General features: G+C 28.7%; 21 protein-coding genes, 5 tRNA genes, 2 rRNA genes and 1 pseudogene (1 of these 29 cut by a window edge). 15 read left to right on the top strand and 14 right to left on the bottom strand.

The features are described from left to right. The first annotated feature begins 13 nt into the window (after positions 1 to 13). Entirely contained in the window at positions 14 to 1,699 is a 1,686-nt protein-coding gene (locus H0H60_RS01825; protein WP_185862483.1) for an NADPH-dependent assimilatory sulfite reductase hemoprotein subunit, read from the top strand. Continuing rightward, on the top strand, positions 1,687 to 3,186 hold the full coding sequence (locus H0H60_RS01820) for a TSUP family transporter (RefSeq protein ID WP_238784883.1): 1,500 nt from the start codon (positions 1,687 to 1,689) through the stop codon (positions 3,184 to 3,186). Before H0H60_RS01825 ends, H0H60_RS01820 begins: the two co-directional genes overlap by 13 nt. Here the strand turns inward: H0H60_RS01820 and H0H60_RS01815 are convergent. From H0H60_RS01815 to H0H60_RS01805, 3 genes are read right to left on the bottom strand one after another with little or no spacing between them, the layout of a single operon-like run. Further along, a complete protein-coding gene (locus tag H0H60_RS01815) occupies positions 3,183 to 4,139 on the bottom strand; it encodes an NAD(P)-dependent oxidoreductase (protein WP_185862482.1) in 957 nt (318 codons plus the stop codon). The two genes, H0H60_RS01820 and H0H60_RS01815, sit on opposite strands and share 4 nt — an antisense overlap. A 9-nt stretch (positions 4,140 to 4,148) precedes the next feature. Then, the gene (locus H0H60_RS01810) at positions 4,149 to 6,467 is read right to left on the bottom strand and encodes a transglycosylase domain-containing protein (protein ID WP_185862481.1); all 2,319 of its coding nucleotides are present in this window, start codon (positions 6,465 to 6,467) and stop codon (positions 4,149 to 4,151) included. Positions 6,468 to 6,500: 33 nt separating this feature from the next. Next, a complete protein-coding gene (locus H0H60_RS01805; RefSeq protein WP_185862480.1) occupies positions 6,501 to 7,559 on the bottom strand; it encodes a PSP1 domain-containing protein in 1,059 nt (352 codons plus the stop codon). 70 nt (positions 7,560 to 7,629) lie between these two features. On the opposite strand from H0H60_RS01805, the gene coaD reads away from it, so the two are divergent. Next, positions 7,630 to 8,097 carry a pantetheine-phosphate adenylyltransferase gene (coaD, locus tag H0H60_RS01800; RefSeq protein WP_185862479.1) on the top strand — a complete coding sequence of 156 codons (468 nt, stop codon included), beginning with the start codon at positions 7,630 to 7,632 and terminating at the stop codon, positions 8,095 to 8,097. Positions 8,098 to 8,109: 12 nt separating this feature from the next. On the opposite strand, the gene rnr is transcribed toward coaD, so the two are convergent. Next, positions 8,110 to 10,065: a ribonuclease R gene (gene rnr / locus H0H60_RS01795; protein ID WP_185862478.1), complete on the bottom strand. Its 1,956-nt coding sequence runs from the start codon at positions 10,063 to 10,065 to the stop codon at positions 8,110 to 8,112. A 168-nt stretch (positions 10,066 to 10,233) separates the two neighbouring features. On the opposite strand from rnr, the gene H0H60_RS01790 reads away from it, so the two are divergent. Together H0H60_RS01790 and glmS are read left to right on the top strand one after the other, a co-directional pair. Beyond that, positions 10,234 to 11,049, top strand: coding sequence for a glycogen/starch synthase (locus tag H0H60_RS01790; protein WP_185849563.1), 816 nt, complete (start codon positions 10,234 to 10,236; stop codon positions 11,047 to 11,049). A gap of 41 nt (positions 11,050 to 11,090) precedes the next feature. Continuing rightward, positions 11,091 to 12,941, top strand: a complete 1,851-nt coding sequence (glmS, locus tag H0H60_RS01785) for a glutamine--fructose-6-phosphate transaminase (isomerizing) (protein WP_185862477.1) — start codon at positions 11,091 to 11,093, stop codon at positions 12,939 to 12,941. Positions 12,942 to 12,944: 3 nt separating this feature from the next. On the opposite strand, the gene H0H60_RS01780 is transcribed toward glmS, so the two are convergent. Then, positions 12,945 to 13,688 carry a uroporphyrinogen-III synthase gene (locus tag H0H60_RS01780; protein WP_185862476.1) on the bottom strand — a complete coding sequence of 248 codons (744 nt, stop codon included), beginning with the start codon at positions 13,686 to 13,688 and terminating at the stop codon, positions 12,945 to 12,947. A 112-nt stretch (positions 13,689 to 13,800) separates the two neighbouring features. Here H0H60_RS01780 and H0H60_RS03175 point away from each other — a divergent pair. After that, a pseudogene (locus tag H0H60_RS03175) lies at positions 13,801 to 14,028 on the top strand (hypothetical protein); the annotation flags it as partial. Between the two features lie 57 nt (positions 14,029 to 14,085). Here the strand turns inward: H0H60_RS03175 and H0H60_RS01770 are convergent. The 4 genes from H0H60_RS01770 to H0H60_RS01755 all read right to left on the bottom strand — a co-directional run bounded on the left by H0H60_RS01770 (position 14,086) and on the right by H0H60_RS01755 (position 16,428). Further along, positions 14,086 to 14,156: transfer RNA gene (locus H0H60_RS01770), tRNA-Cys, on the bottom strand. Between the two features lie 22 nt (positions 14,157 to 14,178). Beyond that, a complete protein-coding gene (folB, locus tag H0H60_RS01765; protein ID WP_185862475.1) occupies positions 14,179 to 14,532 on the bottom strand; it encodes a dihydroneopterin aldolase in 354 nt (117 codons plus the stop codon). 1 nt (position 14,533) lies between these two features. Continuing rightward, on the bottom strand, positions 14,534 to 15,148 hold the full coding sequence (locus H0H60_RS01760; protein ID WP_185862474.1) for a superoxide dismutase: 615 nt from the start codon (positions 15,146 to 15,148) through the stop codon (positions 14,534 to 14,536). Between the two features lie 74 nt (positions 15,149 to 15,222). Then, positions 15,223 to 16,428: a phosphoglycerate kinase gene (locus H0H60_RS01755; protein ID WP_185862976.1), complete on the bottom strand. Its 1,206-nt coding sequence runs from the start codon at positions 16,426 to 16,428 to the stop codon at positions 15,223 to 15,225. 110 nt (positions 16,429 to 16,538) lie between these two features. Here H0H60_RS01755 and H0H60_RS01750 point away from each other — a divergent pair, with 110 nt between their 5' ends. The 3 genes from H0H60_RS01750 (at position 16,539) to H0H60_RS01740 (ending at position 17,130) form a co-directional block, all read left to right on the top strand. Continuing rightward, positions 16,539 to 16,976: an RpiB/LacA/LacB family sugar-phosphate isomerase gene (locus H0H60_RS01750; protein ID WP_185862473.1), complete on the top strand. Its 438-nt coding sequence runs from the start codon at positions 16,539 to 16,541 to the stop codon at positions 16,974 to 16,976. Continuing rightward, positions 16,977 to 17,050: transfer RNA gene (locus H0H60_RS01745), tRNA-Asn, on the top strand. It abuts the gene before it with no gap. Positions 17,051 to 17,055: 5 nt separating this feature from the next. Continuing rightward, a tRNA-Pro gene (locus H0H60_RS01740) sits at positions 17,056 to 17,130 on the top strand. On the opposite strand, the gene gmk is transcribed toward H0H60_RS01740, so the two are convergent. Next, positions 17,112 to 17,696, bottom strand: coding sequence for a guanylate kinase (gene gmk / locus H0H60_RS01735; RefSeq protein WP_185862472.1), 585 nt, complete (start codon positions 17,694 to 17,696; stop codon positions 17,112 to 17,114). The genes H0H60_RS01740 and gmk overlap by 19 nt on opposite strands. 161 nt (positions 17,697 to 17,857) lie before the next feature. Between gmk and asd the strand changes: the two genes are divergently transcribed. Beyond that, complete coding sequence (asd, locus tag H0H60_RS01730) at positions 17,858 to 18,856, top strand: aspartate-semialdehyde dehydrogenase (RefSeq protein ID WP_185862471.1); 999 nt, start codon at positions 17,858 to 17,860, stop codon at positions 18,854 to 18,856. On the opposite strand, the gene rsmI is transcribed toward asd, so the two are convergent. Continuing rightward, complete coding sequence (gene rsmI / locus H0H60_RS01725) at positions 18,853 to 19,518, bottom strand: 16S rRNA (cytidine(1402)-2'-O)-methyltransferase (protein ID WP_185862470.1); 666 nt, start codon at positions 19,516 to 19,518, stop codon at positions 18,853 to 18,855. The two genes, asd and rsmI, sit on opposite strands and share 4 nt — an antisense overlap. Positions 19,519 to 19,762: 244 nt before the next feature. On the opposite strand from rsmI, the gene H0H60_RS01720 reads away from it, so the two are divergent. Next, entirely contained in the window at positions 19,763 to 20,185 is a 423-nt protein-coding gene (locus H0H60_RS01720) for a hypothetical protein (RefSeq protein WP_185862469.1), read from the top strand. A gap of 16 nt (positions 20,186 to 20,201) precedes the next feature. On the opposite strand, the gene topA is transcribed toward H0H60_RS01720, so the two are convergent. Genes topA through queA form a run of 3 tightly spaced genes read right to left on the bottom strand, consistent with a single transcriptional unit; the run spans position 20,202 to position 24,394 of the window. Then, a complete protein-coding gene (gene topA, locus H0H60_RS01715; protein ID WP_185862468.1) occupies positions 20,202 to 22,298 on the bottom strand; it encodes a type I DNA topoisomerase in 2,097 nt (698 codons plus the stop codon). Positions 22,299 to 22,321: 23 nt separating this feature from the next. Continuing rightward, positions 22,322 to 23,299, bottom strand: a complete 978-nt coding sequence (locus H0H60_RS01710) for a polyprenyl synthetase family protein (protein ID WP_185862467.1) — start codon at positions 23,297 to 23,299, stop codon at positions 22,322 to 22,324. A gap of 51 nt (positions 23,300 to 23,350) precedes the next feature. Continuing rightward, complete coding sequence (gene queA, locus H0H60_RS01705) at positions 23,351 to 24,394, bottom strand: tRNA preQ1(34) S-adenosylmethionine ribosyltransferase-isomerase QueA (RefSeq protein ID WP_185862466.1); 1,044 nt, start codon at positions 24,392 to 24,394, stop codon at positions 23,351 to 23,353. A 217-nt stretch (positions 24,395 to 24,611) separates the two neighbouring features. Between queA and H0H60_RS01700 the strand changes: the two genes are divergently transcribed. The 4 genes from H0H60_RS01700 to H0H60_RS01685 all read left to right on the top strand — a co-directional run. Continuing rightward, positions 24,612 to 26,149 (top strand): 16S ribosomal RNA (locus H0H60_RS01700). Positions 26,150 to 26,210: 61 nt separating this feature from the next. Then, positions 26,211 to 26,284: transfer RNA gene (locus H0H60_RS01695), tRNA-Ile, on the top strand. A 10-nt stretch (positions 26,285 to 26,294) separates the two neighbouring features. After that, positions 26,295 to 26,368 (top strand) — tRNA-Ala (locus H0H60_RS01690). Between the two features lie 55 nt (positions 26,369 to 26,423). Then, positions 26,424 to 26,675 (top strand): 23S ribosomal RNA (locus H0H60_RS01685) (it continues 2,636 nt past the right edge of the window). Together the 16S and 23S rRNA genes with 2 tRNA genes alongside form the textbook arrangement of a ribosomal RNA operon.

The raw sequence follows: 26,675 nt of genomic DNA, 5'->3' as shown, positions 1-26,675 counted from the left end.
ATTTGAAAATAAGATGATAAAAGATCGTGATTATAAAAAAAAAATGACAACGGTAGAGGAAAAAATAAAAAAAGAAAGCAAAGGACTTCGTGGGTCTATTGTAGACAGCTTGAAAGAGGAACTGTTTGGTGGTTTTTATGATAAAGATCAAATTGTTGTAAAATTTCATGGATTATATCAACAAGATGATAGAGATATAAGAGAAGAACGTTCTAAGAAAAAATTAGATCGTTTATATTCTTTTATGATTCGTTTACGAATTCCAGGAGGTCTTATTAATTCAAAACAATGGATAGCTATCCATCAGATTTCAGAAAAAAATTCAACAGGAGTAATTAAAATAACGACTAGACAAACTGTTCAATTGCATGGATTGATTAAATCTAAAATAAAACCTACTATTCAATCTTTTAATCTTTCTAAATTGGATTCTATAGCTACTTGTGGTGATGTTAATAGAAATGTAATATGCAGTACATATGTGGGAAAACATTCTTATGAAGAAATATATGATTATGCTTCTAAAATTAGTAAAATGTTACTTCCAAAAACAAGGGCTTATTATGAAATTTGGTTAGATGAAGAAAAAATTCTGGAAAAAGAAAATAAAGAGCCTCTTTATAAAGAAAATTATTTACCTAGAAAATTTAAGATAGCTATAGCTGTTCCTCCTAATAATGATGTAGACGTTTTTGCTAATGACATAGGTTTAATTGCTATTATAGATCCTTTTAATTATCAATTAAAAGGATTTAATATATCAGTAGGAGGGGGTTTATCTACTACACATGGTAATCCTAAAACTTATTCTAGATTAGGTACGGTAATTGGATTTTCAGATTCGGAAGAAAAAACATTAAAAATAGTATACGAGATATTGACAATTCAACGTGATTATGGAAATAGAAAGGATCGAAAATTGGCTCGTTTAAAATACACTATAGATAATTATGGAATTGATTGGTTTAAAAAAGAACTGGAAAAAAGAATTAGTTTCTCTTTAGAAAAAGAACATCCTTTTGTTTTTACAGAAAGAACGGATTATTTTTGTTGGATTCAGAACAATAAAAAATTATGGAATTATACTTTTTTTATAGAAAACGGATTAGTTTTTGATAGAAAATCTGTTCATTTAAAATCTGCTTTGTTAAAAATAGCAGAACTTCAAATATGTAATTTTTTATTCACTTGTAATCAGAATATAACATTAACTGATATTCAGGTCAATCATAAAGAAAAAATACAATCTATTCTTGAGGAATATGGAATTATCAATTATATGAAAAATATATCCTCTATAAGAAAGAACTCTATGGCCTGTGTAGCTTTTAATACATGTCCTTTAGCTTTGGCGGAAGGACAACGTTATTTACCTAATTTAATAGACAAAATTGAGCATATTTTAAAAAAATATCAATTGGAAAAAGAAGAGATTATTATTCGTATGACTGGATGTCCTAATGGATGCTCACGTCCTTATCTAGCGGAAATTGGTTTGATAGGAGTTTCTTATGGGTTATATAATCTATATTTAGGAGCGAATAAGGAGGGGACACGTTTGAATAAACTTTATAAAAAAAATATGGATGAATCTTCTATTTTGAAGGAACTTGATCTAATTTTTGGTGTTTTTCGAAAAGAAAGATTTTTAGGAGAAAATTTTGGAAATTTTTCTCTTAGAAAACAATGGATTGTTTAATATATCTCATAATGATAAAGAAAGAAAATAATAGACTTTTTCCTATATTTTTACAATTAGAAAGACTTTCCCTTTTAATTATTGGTGGTGGAAAAACAGCTTTGGAAAAATTAAAAACTGTATTACGAAATAATCCTGATACAGAAGTAAATTTAATAGCTTATCATATTGATCAAAAAGTTTATGAATTAGCTAAAATATTTAATTCTATAAGATTAACTAAAAAAGTATATGGATCATCTGATTTAAAAAATATGGATGTGATCATTGTCGCCGTAAATGATCCCATGCTTAGTAAAAGAATTAAGAAAGATGCAAAGAAAATGCATAAATTGGTAAATGTATCGGATGTACCGGAACTTTGTGATTTTTATCTTGGATCTATAGTACAAAAAGGGAACTTGAAAATAGCCATATCTACTAATGGGAAATCTCCCACCATAGCTAAACGTTTAAAAGAGATTTTTACAGAGGTTATTCCTTATGAATTGGATGAAGTATTGATAAATATGCATAAAATACGAAAAAAATTAAAAGGAGATTTTGATTACAAAGTAGAAGTTCTTAATACATTAACTATAAAATGGTTAAAAAATCCATTTTATCCGGAACAACATAAAAAAAGATTTAAAAAGAATCTTTTAAAATTTTTTTTAATTGTTCCATTAGTAACAATGTGTTGCTTATTTTTATCACATATAGATATAAAAGTTTTCTATCAAAAATTGATTTATCATCTTGATATCAGTTTTTTATATCTGGTGGTTACTGGATTTTTTGCTCAACTTGTTGACGGGGCTATAGGGATGGGATATGGGCTTACTTGTACCACAATATTGCTGACCTTAGGTATTCCTCTTTCATCAATTAGCGCTAGTATACATACCGCAGAAATATTTTCTAGTGGAATTTCTGGATTAAGTCATTATAAAATGGGAAACGTAAATAAAAAGCTGTTCAAAATATTATTAGTTCCAGGAGTTATAGGTTCTATTCTTGGAGCTTTTTTATTATCTAAATATGGAGATAGTTATGCTTTTTATATAAAACCTATGTTAGCTTTTTACACTTTTTTTTTGGGTATTAGAATATTGTTAACTGCATGGAGTAAAAAACCTATAAAGGCGAAGAGAATAGGATGGTTAGCTGGATTTGGAGGTTTTTTGGATTCTTTTGTAGGCGGTGGATGGGGTCCATTTGTTACTAGTACGTTAATATCTAAGGGAAGAACCCCAAAATATGTAATAGGATCGGTAAGTTTATCTGAATTTTTTGTAACTCTTTCTAGTACATTAACTTTTTTTTCTTTATTAGGAATTCATTATTGGAAAATCGTTTTTGGATTAGTTTTCGGTGGTTTTTTTGCAGCTCCTTTAGCTGCAAAAATATCAGGAAAACTTCCTTTAAAAATTATGTGTTTTTCTATAGGATTTTTAGTTATAATTTGGAGTATTAGAGTTTTATATAATTGTTTTTTTAATATTTAACATAGAGTTTTTTTATTTATAGAAAGAATTTTTTTTACAATGATTTGAGCCATTTTATATTTTGATTCTTTGGTCCATCCAGCTATATGCGGTGTCATAATAACTTTTTTAGAATGAATAAGATCAAAAAAATTTTTTGGGAGTTTTCGATGATGAAAAAAATTTTCAAAAGAACATCTTTCGTATTCTATCACATCTAAGCATGCTCCATATATTTTTCCATTTTTTAACGCTTGTACTAAATGATCAGTAAGGACACATCCTCCACGAGATGTGTTAATAAAATAAAAAGGTTTACTGAAATTTTTTATAAAATCTTCGTTAATCATTCCTTTAGTTTTTCGTGTGTAAGGAACGTGTAAACTAATTATATCTGATTTCATAAAAATCGTTTTCATGTCTACTTGTTGTGCATAAATATCTCCGACTTTAGGTAAAATGTCATAACATAATATTGTAGCTTCGAATCCTGAAAGTTTTTTAGCAAAAGCTTTTCCAGTATTTCCATATCCAATAATTCCTATAGTTTTTCCCTTAATTTCTCTTCCTCTATTAGGTTCTCTATTCCATTTGCCTTTTCTGATTTCTTGGTTAGAAATAAAAAGATGATTCATTATAGATAAAAGCATAGCTATGGCATGTTCGGCCACTGCATCTTTATTTCCTTCTGGAGTAGAAATCAAGATGATCTTCTTTTTATAAGCATAATCTTTATCTATATTTTCTACTCCAGATCCGATACGAGCTATAAATTTTAATTTTTTTGCTTCTTTGAGCAAGTTTTTATTTATTTTTAATCTACTTCTTAAAATGATTCCATCATATAGGGAGATAATTTTTGTAATTTCTTCTATAGGATCAAAATAATTTTCGTCGCAAATAAATCCCTCTTTTCTTAATTTGTATATGATGTAAGGATGATCTTTATCTAAAATTAATATTCTTTTTATCATATCAATTGATTATTGATCATCATTTTTACTTCCATTTTCGGAATTAAAACTTCCATCATTTTTAATACTATTTTCAGTGTTTAAACTTTCATCGAAATCTATAACATTCTTTAATATATTTTTGTTTTTTTCTTTATCACTATTGTGATCTTCTTCACAATTATCCCAATGATAATTTTCTGGTTTGTGGAATAATAATTTTTCATGATAGATTAAACTGGAATCTTTGTATAGACTCCTCATATAATATGCCCATATAGGCAATGCCATGTTTGCTCCTTGTCCTAATTTTATGCTTTCAAAATGAGCGAATCTATCTTCCCACCCAACCCAAATCCCAGTAGTTAAATTAGGAGTCATCCCTATAAACCATCCATCCGAATTTTCGTTAGTTGTACCTGTTTTTCCTGCTATATCTCCTACAAAAAAATTATATTTATGTAATCTTTTAGCGGTTCCATATTGTACTACTCCTTGCATTAATTTTAACATAATATATGCTACTTCTTCACTAAATACTTGTCTCCTACTAAGATCTATATGTTCTTTAATTAATTTTCCATATTCATCTTCTATTTTTACTAAAATACTGGGTTTGACATAAATTCCATAATTAGTAAATGTATTAAAAGCTCCTGTCATTTCATATAAAGTTAAATCCGCAGATCCAAGAGCTATAGATGGATGTTGAGGAATTAAGGATTCTATTCCCATTTTTCTTGCTAAACTAATCACTGGACCTGTAGTTATTTGAGAAAGAATACGAGCAGAAATAGTATTAACAGATAGAGCTAAACCATCTTTTAATGTTAAAAAACCTCCATATTTTCCATTGGAATTTCTAGGACTCCATTTTCCTAAATGAAATTTTTCATTTGATATTTTTGTACAAGGAGTATAATGCAATTCATTGATTGCGGCTGCATATAAAATAGGTTTGAAAACAGAACCCACTTGACGTTGTGTTTTTGCTACATGATCATATTGGAAATAATTGAAATCTATACCTCCAACCCATGCTTTTATATATCCCGTAGAGGCTTCTATAGAAATTAATCCAGCTTGGATTATGCTTTTTTGATAGCGGATGAAATCCCATGGAGATATGAATACTTTTTTATATCCATTCCATGTGAACAATTTTGTATTTTGTGGTTTTTTAAACGTTTCTATAATTTTTTCTTCCGAAATTCCCTTTTGTCGTAAATATTGATAAAGTTGAGTTCTATGCATAGCTGATGAAAGAATTCTCTTTGTTTTTTCTGGAGTGATATTTAAAAATGGAGCATTTTTATTTTTCTTTTGAGAATTATTAAATAAAACTTGCAATTGACTAAGATGTTTTTTTACTGCTTTTTCGGCATAGTCTTGCATTTTTGCATCAATAGATGTATATATTTTTAAACCGCTAGAATAAAGGTTCAGTTTTTGTCCGGTTTTTTTTTCGTAATCATCTAATGCTTCTTGAATTTCTTTTTTTAGAAATTCACCATAATAAGTTAATAATTCAAAATCTTTTTTTTGTATTTTAAAATTTATTTTAACGGGTTTTTCTAACTCATTTTGATATCTCCTATTGTTTATAAAATCATACTTTTTCATCTGATATAAAACTAAATTTCGTTGTTTCTTAGCTCTATCAGGATATAATTTTGGATTATATAAAGAGGGATTTTCTAACATCCCTACCAATGTCGCACATTCTCCTAAATTAAGTTCGGAAGCTTTTTTATTAAAATAAGTATGTGCGGCTGTTTCTATTCCTTTTGCATTATATAAAAAATCAAATTTATTATAATACATTGTAATGATTTCTTCTTTTGTATAACGTTTTTCTAATTCTATAGCCATTACCCATTCTAAAAGTTTTTGATGCATTCTTTGTAATTTATTTTTTGCAGATGGACCTGTAAATAAAAGTTTGGCTAATTGTTGAGAAATCGTACTTCCTCCTCCTTTTTTCCCCAAGGAAAAAATAGCTCTAAGGAGAGATTTTGCATCTATTCCGGAATGATGTTTGAAACGAATATCTTCTTTTGCGATGAGAGCGTTAACAAGATTTTTTGGAAGTTTTTGATAAGTAATCAAAGTTCTATTTTCTGAGAAAAATTTTCCTAATAAAATACCATTTGCATCATATACTTCTGATCCAACTTCCATTATAGGATTTTCAATATCTTTTGTACTAGGCAAAGTACCTAAATAACCTTTATAAGCCGCATAAAAAATTATAAAAGTAACTCCTATACCTATAAAAAAGAAAAACCAAAAGTAAAAAAGAAGCAAACGAAAGTAAAAATTTATTTTTGTATTTTTTTTATTAGACACTTATTTTTTTTTAATTAATATTCTAAATATCTGTTATTTGAATGTTAATTCTGTTTTTTGAATCACGTCAATTGTTGATAATTTCTCTAGAGGAGGAGAAATTTTATTTTTTCTATTATTTTCCAAAATTTCTTTGATTTTTTTTATTTCTATTCTAAACCAAGTATTTGTATTTTTAATATAAGAAAACCACATTTGTTTTTTGAACACATCAATCTTCATACATTGTGCTATTCCCTTTTCTGTGTGTATTTTACAATTAATATCTGGAAAATCTTTTATAGCTGATAAATAAGCATCTAATTCATAATTTAGGCAACATTTTAATTTACTACATTGTCCAGTTAATTTTTCCATATTTATAGATAGTTGTTGATATCTAGCTGAATTAGTAGTGACACTCTTAAAATTTGTTAACCATGTCGAACAACAAAGTTCACGACCACAAGAACCGATTCCTCCGATTTTTGCTGCTTCTTGTCTGTATCCTATCTGACGCATCTCTATACGTATGCGAAAAGCTAAAGCTAATTCTTTAATTAACTTTCTAAAATCAATTCTGTCTTCAGCCGTATAATAAAAAGTAGCTTTTTCACCATCTCCTTGATATTCCACATCACAAATCTTCATGGATAGATTTAAACTTTTTGCAATTTTTTTAGCCTTTAAAAAACTTTTCAATTCTTTCTTTTTGGATAAATTCCATATGTTTATCTCCTTTTCTGTGGATTTTCTGTATATTTTTCTTATATTTGAATAAATTGAAGTGCTTTTTTTGTTGCGGATTTGTAATCTGACCAATTCTCCGGTCAAAGTTACTATGCCTATGTCATACCCACTAGATTTAGATTCTACAGTAACAAAATCTCCTTTGCAAAGGTTTATTTTTTCTGTATTATGGAAAAATTCTTTTCTATCATTTTTGAATTGTACTTCTACAAGATCACAATTATCTAATAAAAAAGGAGGTTTAATATTAGATAACCAATCTACTACATGTAGTTTTTTAATACATTGTTTTTTTTGAAACATATTATTTCTATTATTATTAGTACATCCGTGTTTTAAACAACCGGAACATAATTTTTCCATTTTTTTAATGATTTAAAAAACAAAAATAAAACTTTTATTCTGCTTCTTATTTTTTTTTATATTTATAGATATGAATAAGAGAATAGCCGTATTTCCTGGTTCTTTTGATCCAATAACTTTAGGACACTATGATGTCATTATAAGATCTTTAAATTTGTTTGATAAAATTGTTATAGCTATTGGAAAAAACTCAGAAAAAAATAATATGTTTTCTATTAACAAGAGAAAGGAATGGATACAAAAAACTTTTTTAGGATTTTCTAAAATAGAAATAGATTTATTTCAAGGGATGACTATCTCTTTTTGTAGAAAAAAAAAGGCTCAATTTATATTGAGAGGTCTAAGAGATCAATTAGATTTTGAATTTGAAAGGAAAGTTTTTTATGCTAATAGAGAATTAGAGAATAGAAATTGTATCGAAACTGTTTTTATTCTTTCTTCTCACGGAAGATCTTATATAAGTTCTAGAATTGTAAGAGAAATCATGAAAAATGGTGGTGATTACACTATTTTTGTTCCTCCTTATGTAAGAATTTAATTAATTGATTAATCACTCTTTATTTATCCAACCAAGAGTAATTTGTTTTTTTTCTATATTCGCGTCAATCAATTTGACTTTAACTCTATCTCCTAGATAGTAAATTTTTCTTTTTTTTCTACCAATTATGCTATAATTATTGGAATGTAACGTGTATATATCCTCTTGTATATTACGCAATCGGATCATTCCTTCTGTTTGGAATACGAGTAAATCAATATAAATACTCCATTCAGTAAATCCTGTAATAATTCCATCAAATTCTTTTCCGAGGTGTTTTTTTATATATTTAACTTGTAAATATTTTAAAAATTCTCTTTCTGCATCTATTGCTAAACGTTCTTTTTCACTGCAGTGCTTAGATTGTTCTTCATAAAATTCTATGGATTTCAGTTTATTATTATTTTTTGTTAAATAATAATTTAACAAACGATGGGCTATGATATCTGAATATCTCCTAATAGGAGAAGTAAAATGGGTATAATAAATAAAAGATAGTCCATAGTGTCCAATATTTTTTGTAGAATATTTAGCTTTGCTCATAGTTCTAAGAATCAAATTTTCGATCATATTTTGTTCTGGTTTTCCTTGAATACTTTTTAATAAATGATTAATAGATGTTTTTAGATTTTTTATATCTAAAAAATAACCTAGAGGTTCTATTATTTTTTTTAAAACAAAAATTTTCTGAAAATCTGGTTCATCATGAACTCTATAGATATAAGTTCTATTAGATGGTTTTCCATCTAAATTTAAGCTAACAAATTCTGAAATTTTTCTATTAGCTAATAGCATAAATTCTTCTATTAAACGATGTGCTTCATTACTTTTTTCTAAATATAATCTAGTAGGATTATTTTTTTTATCCAAATGAAACTTTATTTCTACTTTTTCTAGAGAAATTGATCCATTTTTTAGTCTATTTTTGGTTAAAATTTTAGAAAAAAAGAATAGAGTGGAAATATCTTCGTGATAATCTCCTTTTTTTCTTTCGATGATTTTTTGTACTTCTTCATATGTAAATTTTCTATTTGATCGTATAATAGTTTTTCCAAACCAACTTTTTAAAATTTTTCCTTGATTATTCATATTAAAAATGGAAGAAAAACTTAGTTTATCTTTTTCAGGGTGTAAAGAACAAAGATCATTGGATAATGTTTTTGGAAGCATAGGAATCACTTTTCCTACCAAATAAATCGAATTAGCACGTGTATATGCTTCTTGATCCAAAAAACTTCCTTCTTTTACATAATAAGAGACATCAGCTATATGAATTCCAATTTCCCAAGTATTAGAATTTAATTTTCTAATGGAAAGTGCGTCATCGATATCTTTTGCATCAATAGGATCTATAGTGAAAGTATTAATATTCCGCATATCTCTTCTCATATTTATATCTGAATTTTTTTTTAGTACTATTTCTTTTGCTTCTGTCTCTACTTCTTTAGGAAATTCATAGGATATTTCATATTCAGACAATAAAGAAAAAATTTCTGTTTTATATTCTCCAGATATTCCAAATCCTTTAATGATTTTTCCTAAAGGATTTTTGGAATTTTTTGGCCACTCTACGATATTCACCAATACTTTTTCATTATGTATATATCCTTTTAATTCGTTTTTTGGAATAAATATATCCACGTGAATAGCATTGTTGTGTACTATAACTGATGCATATTGAGATTTAGATTCTATTTTTAATATTCCAGTAAAATTCTTTCTTTTTCTTTTTATAATTTTTATGACTTCTCCTTCTATTTTTCTTCCTGATTTACGACTTTTTAATTTTACTTGTACTAAATCTCCTTCTATAGCTCTATTCGTTTTATTTTTAGGAATAAAAATGTCTTTAGGAAATCTTTCTATATTTACAAAAGCGTATCCATAACTAGTAATATTAATAAATCCAATAGCTAAATTATTATTATATGGCGTGACAAATTTATTGATTTTATTCTCTGATTTCATGATAAAAAAACATATCAATTAACATTTAAAAATCTACAATCTACAAGTAATTTGGAAAAAATAAATATTATACATTTTTCATTTGCAGCTATGTATTGGATATTATTTATTATCTTTGCAATGATCCGTTTTTTTAATATATATCAAACATAACAAAATTGCTCTAAGATGACAGGTAAACGTCTATTATATGTTTCTTCAGATTTATTTCCTTTCTCTTCAGAGAATCCTATTTCCTTATCAGTTTTAAAGGCTACCAAGTTTATGCAGTCTATAGGAAACGATGTACGTATATTCATGCCACGTTTTGGAGTGATAAATGAACGAAGACATCAACTGCATGAAGTCATTCGTTTGTCGGGAATGAATTTGATTATTAATGAGATGGATCAACCTTTGTTAATTAAGGTCGCATCTATTCCTGATGCAAGACTGCAAGTTTATTTTATAGATAATGAAGAATATTTTAAAAGGAAAGCTATATATGAAGACGAAAATGGAATATTTTTCCATGATAATGATGAAAGAGCTCTTTTTTTTACAAAAGGAGTTTTGGAAGCTGTTAAAAAATTGAATTGGAAGCCAGATATTATTCATATATATGGTTGGATTAGTTCTTTTATTCCACTATATATTAAGAATTTTTATAAGAATGATCCTGTCTATCAGAATACGAAAATAGTCGCTTCCATTTATAATAATCCTTTTAAAGGAACTATCAATAAGGATATTATTAAAAAAGTAAAATTTGATGGAATTAAATCTAGAAAATTAAAATTGTTAGAAAATCCAAATTATTTTAATCTGATAAAATTATGTATGTTTTTTTCTGATGCTATAATTAAAGGAGATCTTTCTTTTCCTAAAGAAATAGAAGATTATATAGATGAAAATAAGTTATTAGTATTAAAATATTATCCTGTAGAAAAAATAGAAACCGTTTATCAACAATTTTATAAAGAAACTGTTTTGGAAACAGATTAAGATTGAAAAAAAGTAAAAAAGTTCTAATTTGATCAGTTAGAATGTGTGGTATAATTGGTTATTTGGGATATAGAGAAGCATATCCAATTCTTATTAATGGATTAAAAAAATTGGAATATCGTGGATACGATAGTTCTGGAATAGCTATTTTTTATGAAAATGGATATAATCTATATAAAACTAAAGGAAAAGTTGATGAATTAGAGAAAAAGATTTCCTCTTGCAAAATTCAAATAAAAGGAACAACAGGAATAGGACATACTAGATGGGCAACACATGGAATACCGAATGATATTAACGCACATCCTCATGTTTCTAATTCTAATGAACTTATTTTAATTCACAATGGAATTATAGAAAATTATCATGCTATTAAAATAATTTTGTTGAAAAATGGTTTCACTTTTAAAAGTAAAACGGATACGGAAGTTTTAGTAAATTTGATTGAATATATTCAAAAAAAAAATAAATTATCTTTGGAAGAAGCAGTACGAGTCTCTCTGAATGAGGTAATTGGAGCATATTCTATAGCTATAGTGGAAAAATCTCATCCAGAAAGAATTGTTATTGCAAAATTAGGAAGTCCTCTAGCATTGGGAATAAATGAAAGGGAATTTTTCATTGCTTCTGACCCAATCCCTTTTATTGATTATACTAAAAATGCTCTTTATTTGAAAGATGGTGAAATGGCTATTCTTAGAAAGAATAAAGAATTAGATCTTCGTCAGATTATAGATAATCACAAACTTAATCCAATTATTAAAGAACTTCAAATTAATCTTCAACAAATTGAAAAAGGGGAATATAAATATTTCATGTTAAAAGAAATTTATGAACAGCCAAAAACTATTTTAGATACTTTACGTGGTCGATTGTTAATTGCAGATGGAGTTATTTGTATTGATGGAATTGAATCTAATAAAGACGTATTCATTAATGCTAGATGTATTACCATAGTAGCTTGTGGTACTTCATGGCATGCTAGTTTAATTGGAGAGTATTTATTAGAAGAATTGGCTCGTATTCCAGTAGAAGTAGAATATGCTTCTGAATTTAGATATAGGAATCCTATTATAGAAAAAAGGGATATTGTTATCGTTATTTCCCAATCTGGAGAAACCGCAGATACTATAGCTGCTTTAAAATTAGCCAAGAAAAAAGGAGCTTTTGTTTTTGGAATTTGTAATGTAGTAGGCTCATCTATAGCAAGAATTGTAGATGCAGGAGCTTATACACATGCAGGACCTGAAATAGGAGTTGCTTCTACAAAAGCTTTTACAGCACAAATCACTGTTCTTGTTTTACTAGCTTTGAAAATAGGAAAACATAGATCAGCGATTACAAATAGTCGTTACAAATATTTATGTCAAGAACTGGGTTCTATTCCAGATAAAGTGAGTATGACATTAAAAATGGATGAAACTATAAAAAAAATATCTAAAGTATATCACCGTGTAAATAATTTTCTTTATTTAGGTAGAGGGATAAATTTTCCAGTAGCTTTAGAAGGAGCTTTGAAATTGAAAGAGATTTCCTACATTCATGCTGAGGGTTATCCTGCTGCAGAAATGAAACATGGACCTATTGCTTTAATAGATGAAAATATGCCTGTTGTAATTATAGCTACAAAAAAAGGATGTTATGATAAGATTATAGGAAATATTGAGGAAATTAAAGCAAGAAAAGGAAAAATAATAGCAATAGTTAATGAAGGAGATATACAAGTAAGCATGTTAGCAGATCATGTAATACATGTTCCAAAAATATCTGAAGAGCTTAGTCCATTAGTCACGGTCATCCCTCTTCAATTATTAGCTTATCAGATAGCTTTTATACGTGGAGAAAATGTAGATCAGCCAAGGAATTTGGCAAAATCTGTAACGGTAGAATAATTTTTATCGATATTTTTGTATGTATTTTTCTAAAGCTTTAGCCATAGAAGGATATTTTGGAGTTGGGACTTTTATTTCTATTTTTAATCCAGCTTTGTAAGCTGCATCTAAGGTATTTTTACCAAAAGTTGCGATTTTTATGTTGTTTTGATTTTGATCAAAATTAGGAAAATTTTGAAATAAAGATTTGATACACGCTGGGCTAAAGAAAACTAAGATATCATAATAAATATTCTTTAAATCAGATAAGTCGCTATAAGTAGTTTTGTATAAAATAGCTCTTTTCCAAAAAATATTAAGTTTATTTAACATTTTTGGTATTTCTGGTTTTAATATATCTGAAGATGGGAAAAGAAATTTTTCTTTTGAATGTTTCTTAATATAAGGGAGTATATCTTGAAAAGATTTCTTCCCAATGAATATTTTTCTTTTTCTATATACTATATATTTTTGTAAATAATAGGCTATAGCAGCTGTTTGGCAAACATATCTCATAGAAATAGGAACTTTAAAGCGCATTGATTCTGCCAGTCTAAAATAATGATCTATGGATTTTTTGCTTATGAAAAGTACTACAGTAAAATCAGAAAAGTTTATTTTTTGTTTTCTTACATCAGTAGATGATGCACCTTTTACTTCTATGAAAGATCTAAAATCTATTTTTACATTTTCATTTTTGCTGAGTTCTATATAGGGAGAATTGTGACTTGTAAAAGGTTGTGAAATAAGAATATTATTGATCTTCATTATATCATTAATTGAATAATCACAAGAATAAATATTTAAATTTGCAAATTTACAAAAAAGTTAGGTAAAATTAACATGTAACTGATAATGAGTAAGTAAAATAATTTTGTAAATGAAAAAAATGATTCTATTACTGTTTTTTTTTATTTTTTCAGAAAAAAGTATTCCTATCAGTCTTCTTATTTCTCAGAAAAAAATGATAAATCTGATGACAGAACTTTTTTTAAATAATTTTTTTTATCCTTCGAATGGATCATCTTGTGAAGATAAAGAGAAGAATATATATAAAAAATATAATATTACAGAGAGAAGTTTCTTGTACAATTATTTTTTTTATACAAAGAAAATAGAAAATCATATTTATATATTGAAGAAAGTACAAGAGAATATTATAAAGAGGCACAGAGCGGAATCGAACCGCTATAAAAGGTTTTGCAGACCTCTGCCTTTCCAATCGGCCACAGTGCCTAATCATCAATCATAATCTAATCTATCCATCTAAAACAATACAAACTCTATCTACACTGCTTTGTAGAGGAGGATTTTCTTTACAAATTTTTATTTTTGTAGATTTAACCAAATCCATTCTGTATTTTTTGATTCTTTGAATGATTCTTTGAGCCAAATGTTCTAATAATTTTGAATTAATAGCCATTTCTTCTTTTACAATGCGATATAAATGTGCATAATCAATAGTTTTTGATAGATCATCACTCATTGACGCTTTATAAAGATCTAATTCAACTTCTACATTTACCGTGTAATATGATCCCAAAAATGCTTCTTCCGGCATACATCCATGAAACCCAAATAATCTTATATTTTCAATAAGAATCTTCCCCATCCTATTCTTCTATGGCTTCTTTATAATTTTTTTCTACTTTCTTCCAGTTAATCACATTCCAAAAAGAAGAAATATAATCAGCACGACGATTTTGATATTGAAGATAATAGGCATGTTCCCAAACATCTAATCCTAATATAGGAACTCCTTCGCAACCTATCCCCAACATCATCGGATTATCTTGATTAGCTGTGGAACAAATGGTTAATTTTTTTTCTTTAACACATAACCAAGCCCATCCGGAACCAAAACGATTCATAGCAGTGGAAGAAAATTGTTCTTTAAAAGAATCAAAAGACTGAAAATCTTTTTCAATAACGTTCTTTATATATTTACTTGGAGGAGTGTAATTTAAATGAGGAATTAATATTTCCCAAAATAAATTATGATTATAAAACCCTCCCCCATTATTACGTACTATTGGTTTTTCAATATTAGATCTTCGTAGTATTTCTTCTATAGAAAGAAGAGCAAGATCTGTTCCATCAATAGCTTTATTTAAATTGTTAGTATATCCTGCATGATGTTTCATATAATGGATTTCCATAGTTTTTTCATCTATATAAGGTTCGAGATCTTTATAAGAATAAGATAATTTTGGAAGTTTGAATGACATATTCTTTATTATTTAATGTTTAATGTAATGAACAAATATAATTAAAATAAAAAAAAATTTATTCACAAGAATAACTATGAAATGATTGCTTTTATTCCAGGAAGAATTTTATTTTTTAAACTTTCTAACATTGCTCCACCCCCAGTAGACAAACAACTAATCTTAGTTTCATATTTTTTCATTTTTAATGCAGCAATAGAATCACCCCCTCCTACTAAAGAAAAAGCTCCATTTTGAGTAGCTATGACGATAGCTTTTGCTATAGAAATAGTTCCTGAAGAAAAATTTGGAAATTCAAAAACTCCTAATGGTCCGTTCCAAAGAATTGTACGAGAATAATTTATGATTTTACAAAAATGTTTTATAGATATAGGACCTATATCCAATCCCATCCAACCATTAGGTATAGAGTCAATAGAAACGATTCTAGTTTTTGCAGAATTTTTAAAAGAATCGGCGATAATAACATCTTTTGGAAATAAAATTTTTGTTTTATTTTGTTTTTTATATTGTTCAATAATTTTTTGCAACATTTTAAGATCTTTGTATTCATCTACAAGAGAATCTCCTACTTTTCCTCCTTGAGCTTTAATAAAAGGATATGACATTCCACCCCCTATTAATACGTAATCCACTAAGTTAATGAGGTTTTCAATGATAGCTATTTTAGAAGAAATTTTTGCTCCTCCTAATAAGATTGTAATGGGGTTTTTTCCTTTTCCTAAAACTTTTTTTAAAGATTGAATTTCTTTTTTCATAAGAAATCCTATGCATTTTTTTTCTACAAAAAATTTAGGAACTATGGTGATGGAAGCATGTGAACGATGAGAAACTCCAAAAGCATCGTTTACATAAATATCTCCAAGTTTGGATAATTGGAAAGCAAAATTTTCATTTCCATCCTCTTCTTCTTTGTAAAAACGAATGTTTTCTAATAGTAATACTTCTCCATTTTTTAATTCAGAAATTTTTTTTTCTACTGTTTTTCCTATACAATTTTCCGAGAATTTTATAGGTATTTTTAATTTTGCGGATAAATATGAGATGATGAATCTTAAAGAATAAATTTTTGAATATTCTCCTTTTGGTCTTCCAAAATGAGAAATGAGAACTACTTTTCCAGAATCAGAAATTATTTTTTGAATAGTAGGAAGACTATATAAAATGCGTGTGTCATCGATAATCTGAGAAGTATTATTAACAGGAACATTGAAATCTACTCTTACTAAAGCTGTTTTATTTTTAAAATTGAAATCATCTACAGTTTTTATATTCTCCATCATAATATTGCAATATTCGAAACATGAAATATACAAAAGTAATATAGATTTATAAATTTTTATTGTATTTTTATTATGTTTTTTATTATATTGGATATTATATTGGGTGGATGAAAATTGCAATAGGGTCTGATCATACAGGAATTGATTATAAACATCTGATAATTGGTTTTCTGGTTAAAAAAGGTTATCACATAAGGGATTTTGGTTATTCTAGTTATGGGAAGAAGGTTGATTATCCCGATTTCATTCATCCTGCAGCTAAATCAGTAGATAAGGGGGAAATGGATTTTGGGATTATTATTTGTGGAAGCGGAAATGGAGCTGCTATGACTGCTAATAAGTATCAAAAAATACGTGCGGCATTAGTATGGAATAAAGAAATCGCATTTTTAGCGAGAAGACATAATAATGCTAATGTATTAAGTTTACCTGCGCGTTTTGTGGAAAGTAAAAAAGAAGTTTTGGAAATAGTAGAAATATTTTTAAAAACGGATTTTGAAGGTGGAAGACATAAAATAAGGATAGAAAAAATTCCAATAAGATAATCCTCAGTAGCTCAGTTGGTTAGAGCACCTGACTGTTAATCAGGGTGTCGCTGGTTCGAATCCAGCCTGGGGAGCTCTTCGGGGTGTAGCTCAGTTTGGATAGAGTACACGTCTGGGGGGCGTGTGGTCGCTGGTTCAAGTCCAGTCACCCCGATTGTAAATAAAATCTGATACGAGATTTAGAGCTTTTCTTTTTGTTTGATACAAATTAATATTTAGCAAAATAACATCAAATAAGTTCGAATATTTCCATTCTATATTGGCTTTATCTAAACGTGTTTTGATCTTAGAAAAATTTTCGTGATTTCTTTTTAATAATCTTTTTTTTAAGATCTCTATGGAATGAACTAAAACAAATATAGACAAAGAATTATCTGGATATAATTTTTTTAAATGTAATCCTCCTCTTACATCTACATCAAATAAAATATGTTTATTGTCGTTCCATATTTTATATATTTCGCTTTTTAATGTTCCATAGAATAGTTTAGGGTAAACTTCTTCCCACTCCGCAAACTGATATTTTTTTATTTTGGAAACAAATTTATTTGTAGAAATAAAATAATAGTCTTTTCCATGTTTTTCTTTATTTCTTATAGGACGTGTAGTGCATGAGACAGAAAATTTTAATTCTGGAATTTTTGAAAGTAGATGTTGTGAAATAGTCGTTTTTCCAGATCCTGATGGACCTGACAAAATAATCATCTTTCCTTTTTTCATTGTTATCTTTCAAGATATCGAATTAAAAAATAAGAATATTATAATTTATTTTCCTAACTTTGTTTCTGCTTTGCTTGTTTTTCCTTAGTTTGCTTATTATGGAAAATAATGTTAATCATTAGTTTGTAATAATAATAAAATAGAGGAATAAATCTAATAATATGAAATTAGGAATAGTAGGTGTTACAGGGATGGTAGGACGTGTAATGATGAAAGTCTTAGAATCCAGAAATTTTCCAGTAGAGGAATTGTATATATCCGCTTCAGAAAAATCAATAGGAAAAAAATTTCTTTTTCGAGAAAAAAAATATCAAGTAATTAGCATTCAAGATTTGTTTTTAAAAAATCCTGATGTTGTTTTATTTTCTGCTGGATCTTATGTTTCTAAAGAATGGGCTCCTAAGTTTTCAAAAATAGGTACTACGGTAATAGACAATTCTTCTGCATGGAGAATGGATCCTGATAAAAAGTTAATCGTTCCTGAAATTAATATATCTTCTTTATCTAAAAGAGATAAGATTATAGCTAATCCGAATTGTTCTACGATACAATTAGTTATGATTTTGCATCCTTTGCATTTGGAATATGGAATAAATCGTGTTGTTGTTTCTACCTATCAATCGGTAACAGGTACAGGTAAAAAAGCTGTAGATCAATTAAATCATGAAAAGGAATCATTAATGAATCATGAATATGAAAAAGTATACCCACATCCTATTTATCAAAATGTATTACCACATTGTGATTCATTTGGAGAAAATGGTTATACCATAGAAGAAATCAAGCTAATGAGAGAAACAAAAAAAATCATGAATGATCAAAACATAGCTATAACAGCTACAGCAGTACGTGTCCCTGTTATAGGTGGGCATTCGGAAAGTGTGAATGTCACGTTTAATAGAGAGCCTCACATTGATTATATTTATGAAATTTTTTCGAAAAAAAAAGGAATTGTGGTTCAAGATAATCCAAGTAAAAATATTTATCCTATGCCATTATTAGCTCACGGAAAGGATGAAGTGTTTGTTGGACGCTTTCGTAAAGATTATTCTTTTTCAAATTCATTAAATTTTTGGATCGTAGCAGATAATTTGCGTAAAGGTGCAGCTACAAATGCAATACAAATAGCGGAATCTTTAATTGAAAAAAAATATGTTTAGAGCTTTCTTTCTATAATTATGACATATTCCCCCAATATTTTCTTTATATTTTTATAATGTAGAATCATGTCTTCAATATTTCCTCTTAAGGTTTCCTGAAACATTTTGGATATTTCTTTACAGATGACAATGTTTCTTTTCAAACCAAAAAAATCTTTTAAATCGTTTAATGTTCGTAATAATCTATGAGGGGATTCATATAAGATGATTGTTCTATTTTCTTTTGATAAATTATTTAGTTTTGTTTTCCTTTTTTTTTTGGGTAAAAAACCAATAAAAGTAAATTCATTAATAGGAAATCCAGAAATCACTATAGCTGGGATAAGAGCGGTTGGTCCAGGTAAACATTCTATAGAAATAGAAGCTTCAATACAGGATCTAATAAGTAGGAATCCTGGATCGGATATACTTGGAGTACCCGCGTTGGAAATTAATGCTAATTTTTTTCCTTTTTTTATTTTTTCTAAAATAGAAGGAATCATCTTATGTTCGTTATAAATATGATAAGTTTTTATATGAGTTTTAATTTTATAGAAACTCAATAATCTTTTAGAAATTTTATTATTTTCTGCTAAAATTAAATCTACTTCATTTAATATTCGCAGGCTTCTAAAAGTTAAATCTTCTCTATTTCCTATAGGAGTAGGAACGATATATAGCATTTTATTTTAAATATATGAAAAAAAGATCTTACCAATGATAGATCTTGTATATATTTCTTATCTGAGAAAAATCTATAACTTTTATTATAGTTTGTCTATTATATATTTTAAATCATTATTGCATTTTAGTGTATTTCATATTTATATCTCATTATCATTTGTATATAACAATTTTTTTATGAAAGTTCTTCATGGTGCTTTTTTATGAAAACAATTAATAAATGATAGTGAAATAAAAAAAGGAATGAAAGGTAAACAATATATATTTAGAAGTCCTTTAGTGTCTGGAGAGATTATATTTAAGTATGATTTGAATGGTTTTTTGAGGGAAGTAGTGTTTCCAGAGAAACTTTCCTTATCACATTATATATGGATAGGAAAATATTTACCTTATAATGAATCTATTATAAATAAAATGAAGAATGCAAAAGCAGCGTTTTCTATAGAAGAAATTCCCGTAGATTTATCTTTCAATCGTTTTTGGACAGATTATAAATATAAAGTAGGTAAAAAAAAAATGGCGGAAAACTTATGGAATAGAATGTCTTTATCTGATAGAATAAAAGCTTTATCTTATATCCCGAAATATTTGGATCACGTAAAAAGAACAGGACATGATCAAGCATATCCTACTACATATTTAAATCAAAGATATTTTGACGGTTAGGTTAATTAATCAATTTTTATTTTTCTCTATTTTTTTTTATCACATCAATAGCATCCTTTAAATGAAAAGAATTGAAAAAAACTTTTTCTTCAATTGGAATGGATTTATTTTTATGTTTAATATAGATGTTATATTTATTTACTCTTAATAAGACTTCTTCTTCTTCAAAAAATCCTAAAGATTTAGGTAATTCTAGAAGTTTTAATGCAGTTTGTAAGGATATTGTATCAATTTTTTGGCTTGCGATCAATGGAGAAAATTTAGGTTTTTCTTTGTCTTTAAATTCTCCCATTTGAACAATGGGCCCAAATCTGGCTACTTGAGAGAAAATTTTTTTTTTAGATATTGGATCTATACCTAAAAAACGTTTTTTACGAATTTTTTCTACGTTTTTTTCAACGTGTTCTATTTTCTCATGAAATCCATCATAAAAATTTTTTATAATCTTGTTCCAAGAAACTTCTCCTTTAGCAATATTATCAAATTCTTTTTCTAGATTTGCCGTGAAATCATAATCTACAATTTCCTGAAAATTTTTTTTTAAGAAATTAGTAGTTAAAATTCCGATTTCAGTTGGAATGAATTTATTTTTTTCTATATTTAGAATTTCATCTTTTTTTTCAATAATTGTATGATTTTTAAGAATGAAAGACTCTCGATATTCTTTCTTCTTAATAAATTTTTGCATATTGACATAATTTCTTTTTTGGATAGTTGAAATGATAGGAACATAAGTAGAAGGCCTTCCTATTCCTAATTTTTCTAAATTTTTTACTAAAGAAGCTTCGTTATATCTAGGTAAATGTTTTGTAAAAACTTGTTTTGCTATAATTTCTTTTTTTTGTAAGATAGTTCCTTTTTTGATTTCTGATAAATTGTCTTCTTTTTTTTTAATATTTTCATTTTCATGGATTTTCATAAATCCATCGAATATGATAGTGTTTTTGGTAAATACAAAAGGTATCTCGAAATTTGAAGATTGAATATAAAAATCTTTTTTTTCAATTCTTGCATCCGTCATTTGTCCTATTATAGTTCGTTTCCATATGAGTTGATAAAGACGTTTTTGATATGTATCTAAATTTTCCAAAGAACTTCTGAATATATCGGTAGGGTGGATAGCTTCATGAGCTTCTTGAGAAAATTTTTTTTTAGATGAAAACTCTTTTGGAGATAAATATGGTTTTCCATATGAGGAAAGAATATAATTTTTTATTTCTGATAAAATTTCTTTAGATAAATTAGTGCTATCTGTACGCATATATGTAATGTATCCATTTTCATATAATTTCTGTGCCAAAAACATAGTTTTGGATATAGAAAAATTCAATTTTTCACAAGCTGCTTGTTGCAAAGAAGAAGTTGTAAATGGAGGTGGTGGAGTTTTTTTTTCTTGTTTGGTTATAATTTTTTTAATAAAAAAAGAAGAATCAATACATCCTTGCAAAATATTTTTCATTTTTTTTTCCCCTTCTATTTTTTTTTCTAACCTTGCATTCAGAGTTGTTTTTTTTTTGTTAGTAAAAACTCCAAATATTTGATATCCAGGAATTGGTGTGAAATCTTGAATATCTTGCTCTCTTTCTACTATAAGCCTGAGTGCTGCAGATTGAACTCTTCCCGCAGATAATCCCGTATTGATCTTTTTCCATAAGATAGGAGATAATTCAAATCCAACTAGTCGATCTAGAATTCGTCTCGCCTGTTGTGCATAAACTAAATTATAATCAATTAATCTAGGATTTTTTATGGCATGTAAAATAGCTTTTTTTGTAATTTCATGAAAGACTATTCTTCTAAATTTTTTAGAAGGAATATTTAGTGTTTTATAAATTTGATAAGCAATAGCTTCTCCTTCACGATCTTCATCAGAAGCTAGCCAAATTAGATTGAAATCTTTTATTAACGTTTTCAAATTTTGAACGATTTTTCTTTTTTTTGGAAGAATAACATAATTAGGCTGGAATTTTTTATTTATATCGATTCCTATTTTGTTTTCTGGAAGATCTATCAAGTGTCCGTAACTTGGAACAACATGAAATTCTTCTCCAAGAAATATTTGTATAGTATTAGCTTTAGTAGGAGATTCAACAATTACTAAGTTTTTTTTCATGTTTTTTTCTATAACTATGATTATTATATATTCCTTTCGACAATAAAATTCACCATCTTTTTTAAAGATTTTTTGATTGTACTATCTGGATAAGAATCCAGTATTTTTAATGCATTATTACGTATTCTTATCATTTTTTGGATTGCATATTCTATACCTCCGTATTTTTTCACATAGGCAATAATTTGATGTCTTTTTTTTTCATCATAATTCTTTATAGAATTTAATATCCATTTTTGATCATTTTGAGATGCTTTTTGAATTGCATAAATGAGTGGAAGAGTCATTTTTTTTTCTCTAAAATCAATTCCAATAGGTTTTCCTGTTAAATTTTCATTAGATTCATTGTAATCAAATAAATCATCTTTTATTTGAAAAGCAATACCCGTTAATCCACCAAATTTTCGCATTTTTAAAGCGGTATCTTCATTTGCATTTACTGAACGAGCACCACCTTCACAAGAAGCTGCAATTAGACTTGCTGTTTTATGATAAATAATCTGATTATAAATTCTTTCAGTGATATCTAATTTTTTAGATTTTTCCATTTGTAATAATTCTCCTTCACTCATATCTTTAATTGTTCTGCAAACAATTTTTAATAAATCATGATAATTATTTTCTGTAGCTAATAAAAGACTTTTAGAAAGTAAGTAATCTCCAACCAAAACAGCTATTTTATTTTTCCATATAGCATTGATAGAAAAAGAACCACGACGAAGATAACTATTGTCGATTACATCGTCATGAACAAGAGTAGCAGTATGTATCAATTCTATTAGAGAAGCTGTATGATAAGTTTTTTTTTGGATAGGTCCCAGCATTTTTGCAATTAGGAAGACAAACATAGGTCTAATTTGTTTTCCTTTCCTATGAATAATATAATGTGTTATTTTATTTACAAGAGGAACGTTACTTTTTATAATGGTATTGAATTGTTTTTCAAAAGTTTTCATTTCTTCATTTATAGATATTTTAACTTTTTCAAGTATTTTCTTCATAATATCAAGTTTTTATTTAATATTATGTTTTTTTTAAACAATTATAATCTTTTATAAGATTAGCATTGAATCTCCATATGAATAAAATCTGTACTTTTCTTTTGTAGCTATTTTATATGCTTTCATAAGAAGATCATATCCAGTAAATGCTACTGTCATCATTAATAGAGTTGATTTTGGCATATGAAAATTTGTAATCATGGAATTGGCTATACTGAAATTATAAGGAGGGAAGATAAATTTGTTAGTCCATCCAGAAAATGGATTTAAATATTTATTGGAAGAAACAGAACTTTCTATAGCTCGCATAGATGAAGTACCTACAGCACATATACGTTTTTTTTGTTGTATGCTTTGATTAACTATATCACATGTTTCTCTTTTTATAAAACACTTTTCAGAATCCATTTTATGTTTAGAAATATCTTCTACTTCTACGGGTAAGAAACTTCCTAATCCAAGATGTAAGGTTATCTCTACCAAGTTTATTCCTTTTATTTCTAATTTTTTTAATAGATGTTTTGAAAAATGTAATCCTGCTGTAGGGGCTGCAACAGAACCTTCTTCCTTTGCATAAATAGTTTGATATCTTTCTTCATCATTTTTATCTGGTAGTCTTTTGATATATTTTGGTAAAGGCGTTTTTCCTAATTCTTTAATTTTTTTTATGAGTTCTTTGTGTATCCCATTGAAATGAAGTTGCAATATTCTTCCTCTAGAAGTTGTATTGTCTATAACTTCTCCTGTTAATCCGTGTCCAAAATTTAATTTGTTTCCTACTCTAACTTTTCTTGCTGGATCAACTAAGACGTCCCAAGTCCTGTCTATTGGATCTAATTCTCTAAGTAAAAATACCTCTATTTTTGCTTCTGTTTTTTCTTTATTTCCGAATAGTCTTGCAGGAAATACTTTTGTATTATTGAAAATAATAGTATCACCTTCTTCAAAATATTGGTGCAGGTTTTTGAATATTTGATGTTTAATGCTATTATTCTTTCTATCGATAATCATTAACCTAGACTCATCTCTTTCTTCAGCAGGTTGATTAGCTAAAAGGTCTAATGGTAGACCAAAATCGAAATCTGAAGTTCTCATAATTTAGATTGGCAAATAATTTAGAAATTATTAGGTTTTTTTTGGATAAAATTAGATTATTTTTTTTTTAACAAAAAAAATATATATACATTTGTCTATGTTAAAAAGTTTTTTTTTATAAACTTTTAGGTTGTTCTTTGTAATTTATAGTATTAAAGAGCTTCTAAGCCTGATTCTGAGGATTTTTTAATAAGATTTTTGCGTATTTTAATTTATTACAACGGAGAGTTTGATCCTGGCTCAGGATGAACGCTAGCGGCGGGCTTAACACATGCAAGTCGAGGGGCAACATAGGATCTATTTTTTAGATCTTGATGGCGACCGGCGAACGGGTGCGTAACACGTACGTAACTTACCTTTTGCTAGGAAATAGCCTGAGGAAACTCGGATTAATATTCTATAATATAATATTATTGCATAATAATATTATTAAAGCATAAATGCGGCAAGAGATAGGCGTGCGTCCGATTAGTTAGTTGGTAGGGTAAATGCCTACAAAGACGATGATCGGTAGGGGGCCTGAGAGGGTGATCCCCCACACTGGTACTGAGATACGGACCAGACTCCTACGGGAGGCAGCAGTGAGGAATATTGGTCAATGGAGGAAACTCTGAACCAGCCACGCCGCGTGCAGGATGAATGCCTTATGGGTTGTAAACTGCTTTTGTATAGGAATAAAGATTTTTACGAGATAAGAATTGTGAATGTACTATACGAATAAGTGTCGGCAAACTCCGTGCCAGCAGCCGCGGTAATACGGAGGACACAAGCGTTATCCGGATTTATTGGGTTTAAAGGGTGCGTAGGCGGTTTGTTAAGTCAGTAGTGAAATGTTGCAGCTTAACTGTTAAAATAGCTATTGATACTGATAAGCTAGAGTGAGATTGGAGTAACTGGAATGTGTGGTGTAGCGGTGAAATGCTTAGATATCACACAGAACACCGATCGCGAAAGCAGGTTACTAAGTCTATACTGACGCTGAGGCACGAAAGCGTGGGGAGCAAACAGGATTAGATACCCTGGTAGTCCACGCCGTAAACGATGATCACTAGTTGTTGGATTTTGTATTCAGCGGCTAAGCGAAAGTGATAAGTGATCCACCTGGGGAGTACGGTCGCAAGGCTGAAACTCAAAGGAATTGACGGGGGCCCGCACAAGCGGTGGAGCATGTGGTTTAATTCGATGATACGCGAGGAACCTTACCAAGGTTTAAATGTACTACGAATAAGCTAGAAATAGTTTAGTCTTCGGACGGAGTACAAGATGCTGCATGGTTGTCGTCAGCTCGTGCCGTGAGGTGTTGGGTTAAGTCCCTCAACGAGCGCAACCCTCATTGTTAGTTGCCAGCGAATAAAGTCGGGGACTCTAACAAGACTGCCGACGTAAGTCGAGAGGAAGGTGGGGATGACGTCAAATCATCACGGCTCTTATGCCTTGGGCTACACACGTGCTACAATGGTCGGTACAAAGGGTTTTGCTACTGGGCAACCAGAAGCTAATCTCTAAAAACCGATCTCAGTTCGGATTGGAGTCTGCAACTCGACTCTATGAAGTTGGAATCGCTAGTAATCGCATATCAGCCATGATGCGGTGAATACGTTCCCGGGCCTTGTACACACCGCCCGTCAAGCCATGGAAGTCGGGGGGACCTGAAATCGGTGACCGTAAAAGGAACTGCTTAAGGTAAAATCGATAACTGGGGCTAAGTCGTAACAAGGTAGCCGTACCGGAAGGTGCGGCTGGAACATCTCTTTTTTAGAGTTTTTTTTATTCAAAAAATTTTGAAGAATCGGGCTAGAAGTTTTTTTTTGATATCAGTCTCGTAGCTCAGATGGTTAGAGCGCTACACTGATAATGTAGAGGTCCGCGGTTCAATTCCGCGCGAGACTATATATGGAGAGGGGGATTAGCTCAGCTGGCTAGAGCGCCTGTTTTGCACGCAGGAGGTCATCGGTTCGATTCCGATATTCTCCATTTATTTTAAAAGTTCTTTAACATAACATACAATACATTAAGGGAAAATAGCATAAAGAAAGCTAAGTAAGGGCGTATGGTGGATGCCTTGGCTCTGAGAGGCGATGAAGGACGTGATAAGCTGCGATAAGCTGCGGGAATTGGCACATACAAATTGATCCGCAGATTTCCGAATAGGGCAACCTATCATATTAATCATATGATATTACTTTTTTTAAAGTAAGGCGAACCTAGAGAACTGAAACATCTAAGTATCTAGAGGAAGAGAAAACAAAAGTGATTCCGTTAGTAGTGGCGAGCGAATGCG

It is taken from the genome of Blattabacterium cuenoti (assembly GCF_014251735.1).
GTDB lineage: Bacteria > Bacteroidota > Bacteroidia > Flavobacteriales > Blattabacteriaceae > Blattabacterium > Blattabacterium cuenoti_C.
This window is presented reverse-complemented; position numbering and strand designations above follow the sequence as displayed.

Excerpts from the sequence above, each read along its gene's own strand:
- H0H60_RS01720 (WP_185862469.1), top strand. The coding sequence starts at position 19,763 with ATGAAAGGTAAACAATATATATTTAGAAGTCCTTTAGTGTCTGGAGAG.
- asd (WP_185862471.1), top strand. The coding sequence starts at position 17,858 with ATGAAATTAGGAATAGTAGGTGTTACAGGGATGGTAGGACGTGTAATG.
- H0H60_RS01815 (WP_185862482.1), bottom strand. The coding sequence starts at position 4,139 with ATGATAAAAAGAATATTAATTTTAGATAAAGATCATCCTTACATCATA.
- H0H60_RS01825 (WP_185862483.1), top strand. The coding sequence starts at position 14 with ATGATAAAAGATCGTGATTATAAAAAAAAAATGACAACGGTAGAGGAA.
- H0H60_RS01780 (WP_185862476.1), bottom strand. The coding sequence starts at position 13,688 with ATGAAGATCAATAATATTCTTATTTCACAACCTTTTACAAGTCACAAT.
- queA (WP_185862466.1), bottom strand. The coding sequence starts at position 24,394 with ATGAGAACTTCAGATTTCGATTTTGGTCTACCATTAGACCTTTTAGCT.
- glmS (WP_185862477.1), top strand. The coding sequence starts at position 11,091 with ATGTGTGGTATAATTGGTTATTTGGGATATAGAGAAGCATATCCAATT.
- H0H60_RS01755 (WP_185862976.1), bottom strand. The coding sequence starts at position 16,428 with ATGGAGAATATAAAAACTGTAGATGATTTCAATTTTAAAAATAAAACA.
- H0H60_RS01760 (WP_185862474.1), bottom strand. The coding sequence starts at position 15,148 with ATGTCATTCAAACTTCCAAAATTATCTTATTCTTATAAAGATCTCGAA.
- H0H60_RS01710 (WP_185862467.1), bottom strand. The coding sequence starts at position 23,299 with ATGAAGAAAATACTTGAAAAAGTTAAAATATCTATAAATGAAGAAATG.
- coaD (WP_185862479.1), top strand. The coding sequence starts at position 7,630 with ATGAATAAGAGAATAGCCGTATTTCCTGGTTCTTTTGATCCAATAACT.
- H0H60_RS01790 (WP_185849563.1), top strand. The coding sequence starts at position 10,234 with ATGACAGGTAAACGTCTATTATATGTTTCTTCAGATTTATTTCCTTTC.
- topA (WP_185862468.1), bottom strand. The coding sequence starts at position 22,298 with ATGAAAAAAAACTTAGTAATTGTTGAATCTCCTACTAAAGCTAATACT.
- H0H60_RS01805 (WP_185862480.1), bottom strand. The coding sequence starts at position 7,559 with ATGGAAAAATTATGTTCCGGTTGTTTAAAACACGGATGTACTAATAAT.
- rnr (WP_185862478.1), bottom strand. The coding sequence starts at position 10,065 with ATGAAATCAGAGAATAAAATCAATAAATTTGTCACGCCATATAATAAT.
- rsmI (WP_185862470.1), bottom strand. The coding sequence starts at position 19,518 with ATGCTATATATCGTTCCTACTCCTATAGGAAATAGAGAAGATTTAACT.
- H0H60_RS01750 (WP_185862473.1), top strand. The coding sequence starts at position 16,539 with ATGAAAATTGCAATAGGGTCTGATCATACAGGAATTGATTATAAACAT.
- gmk (WP_185862472.1), bottom strand. The coding sequence starts at position 17,696 with ATGAAAAAAGGAAAGATGATTATTTTGTCAGGTCCATCAGGATCTGGA.
- folB (WP_185862475.1), bottom strand. The coding sequence starts at position 14,532 with ATGGGGAAGATTCTTATTGAAAATATAAGATTATTTGGGTTTCATGGA.
- H0H60_RS01820 (WP_238784883.1), top strand. The coding sequence starts at position 1,687 with ATGGATTGTTTAATATATCTCATAATGATAAAGAAAGAAAATAATAGA.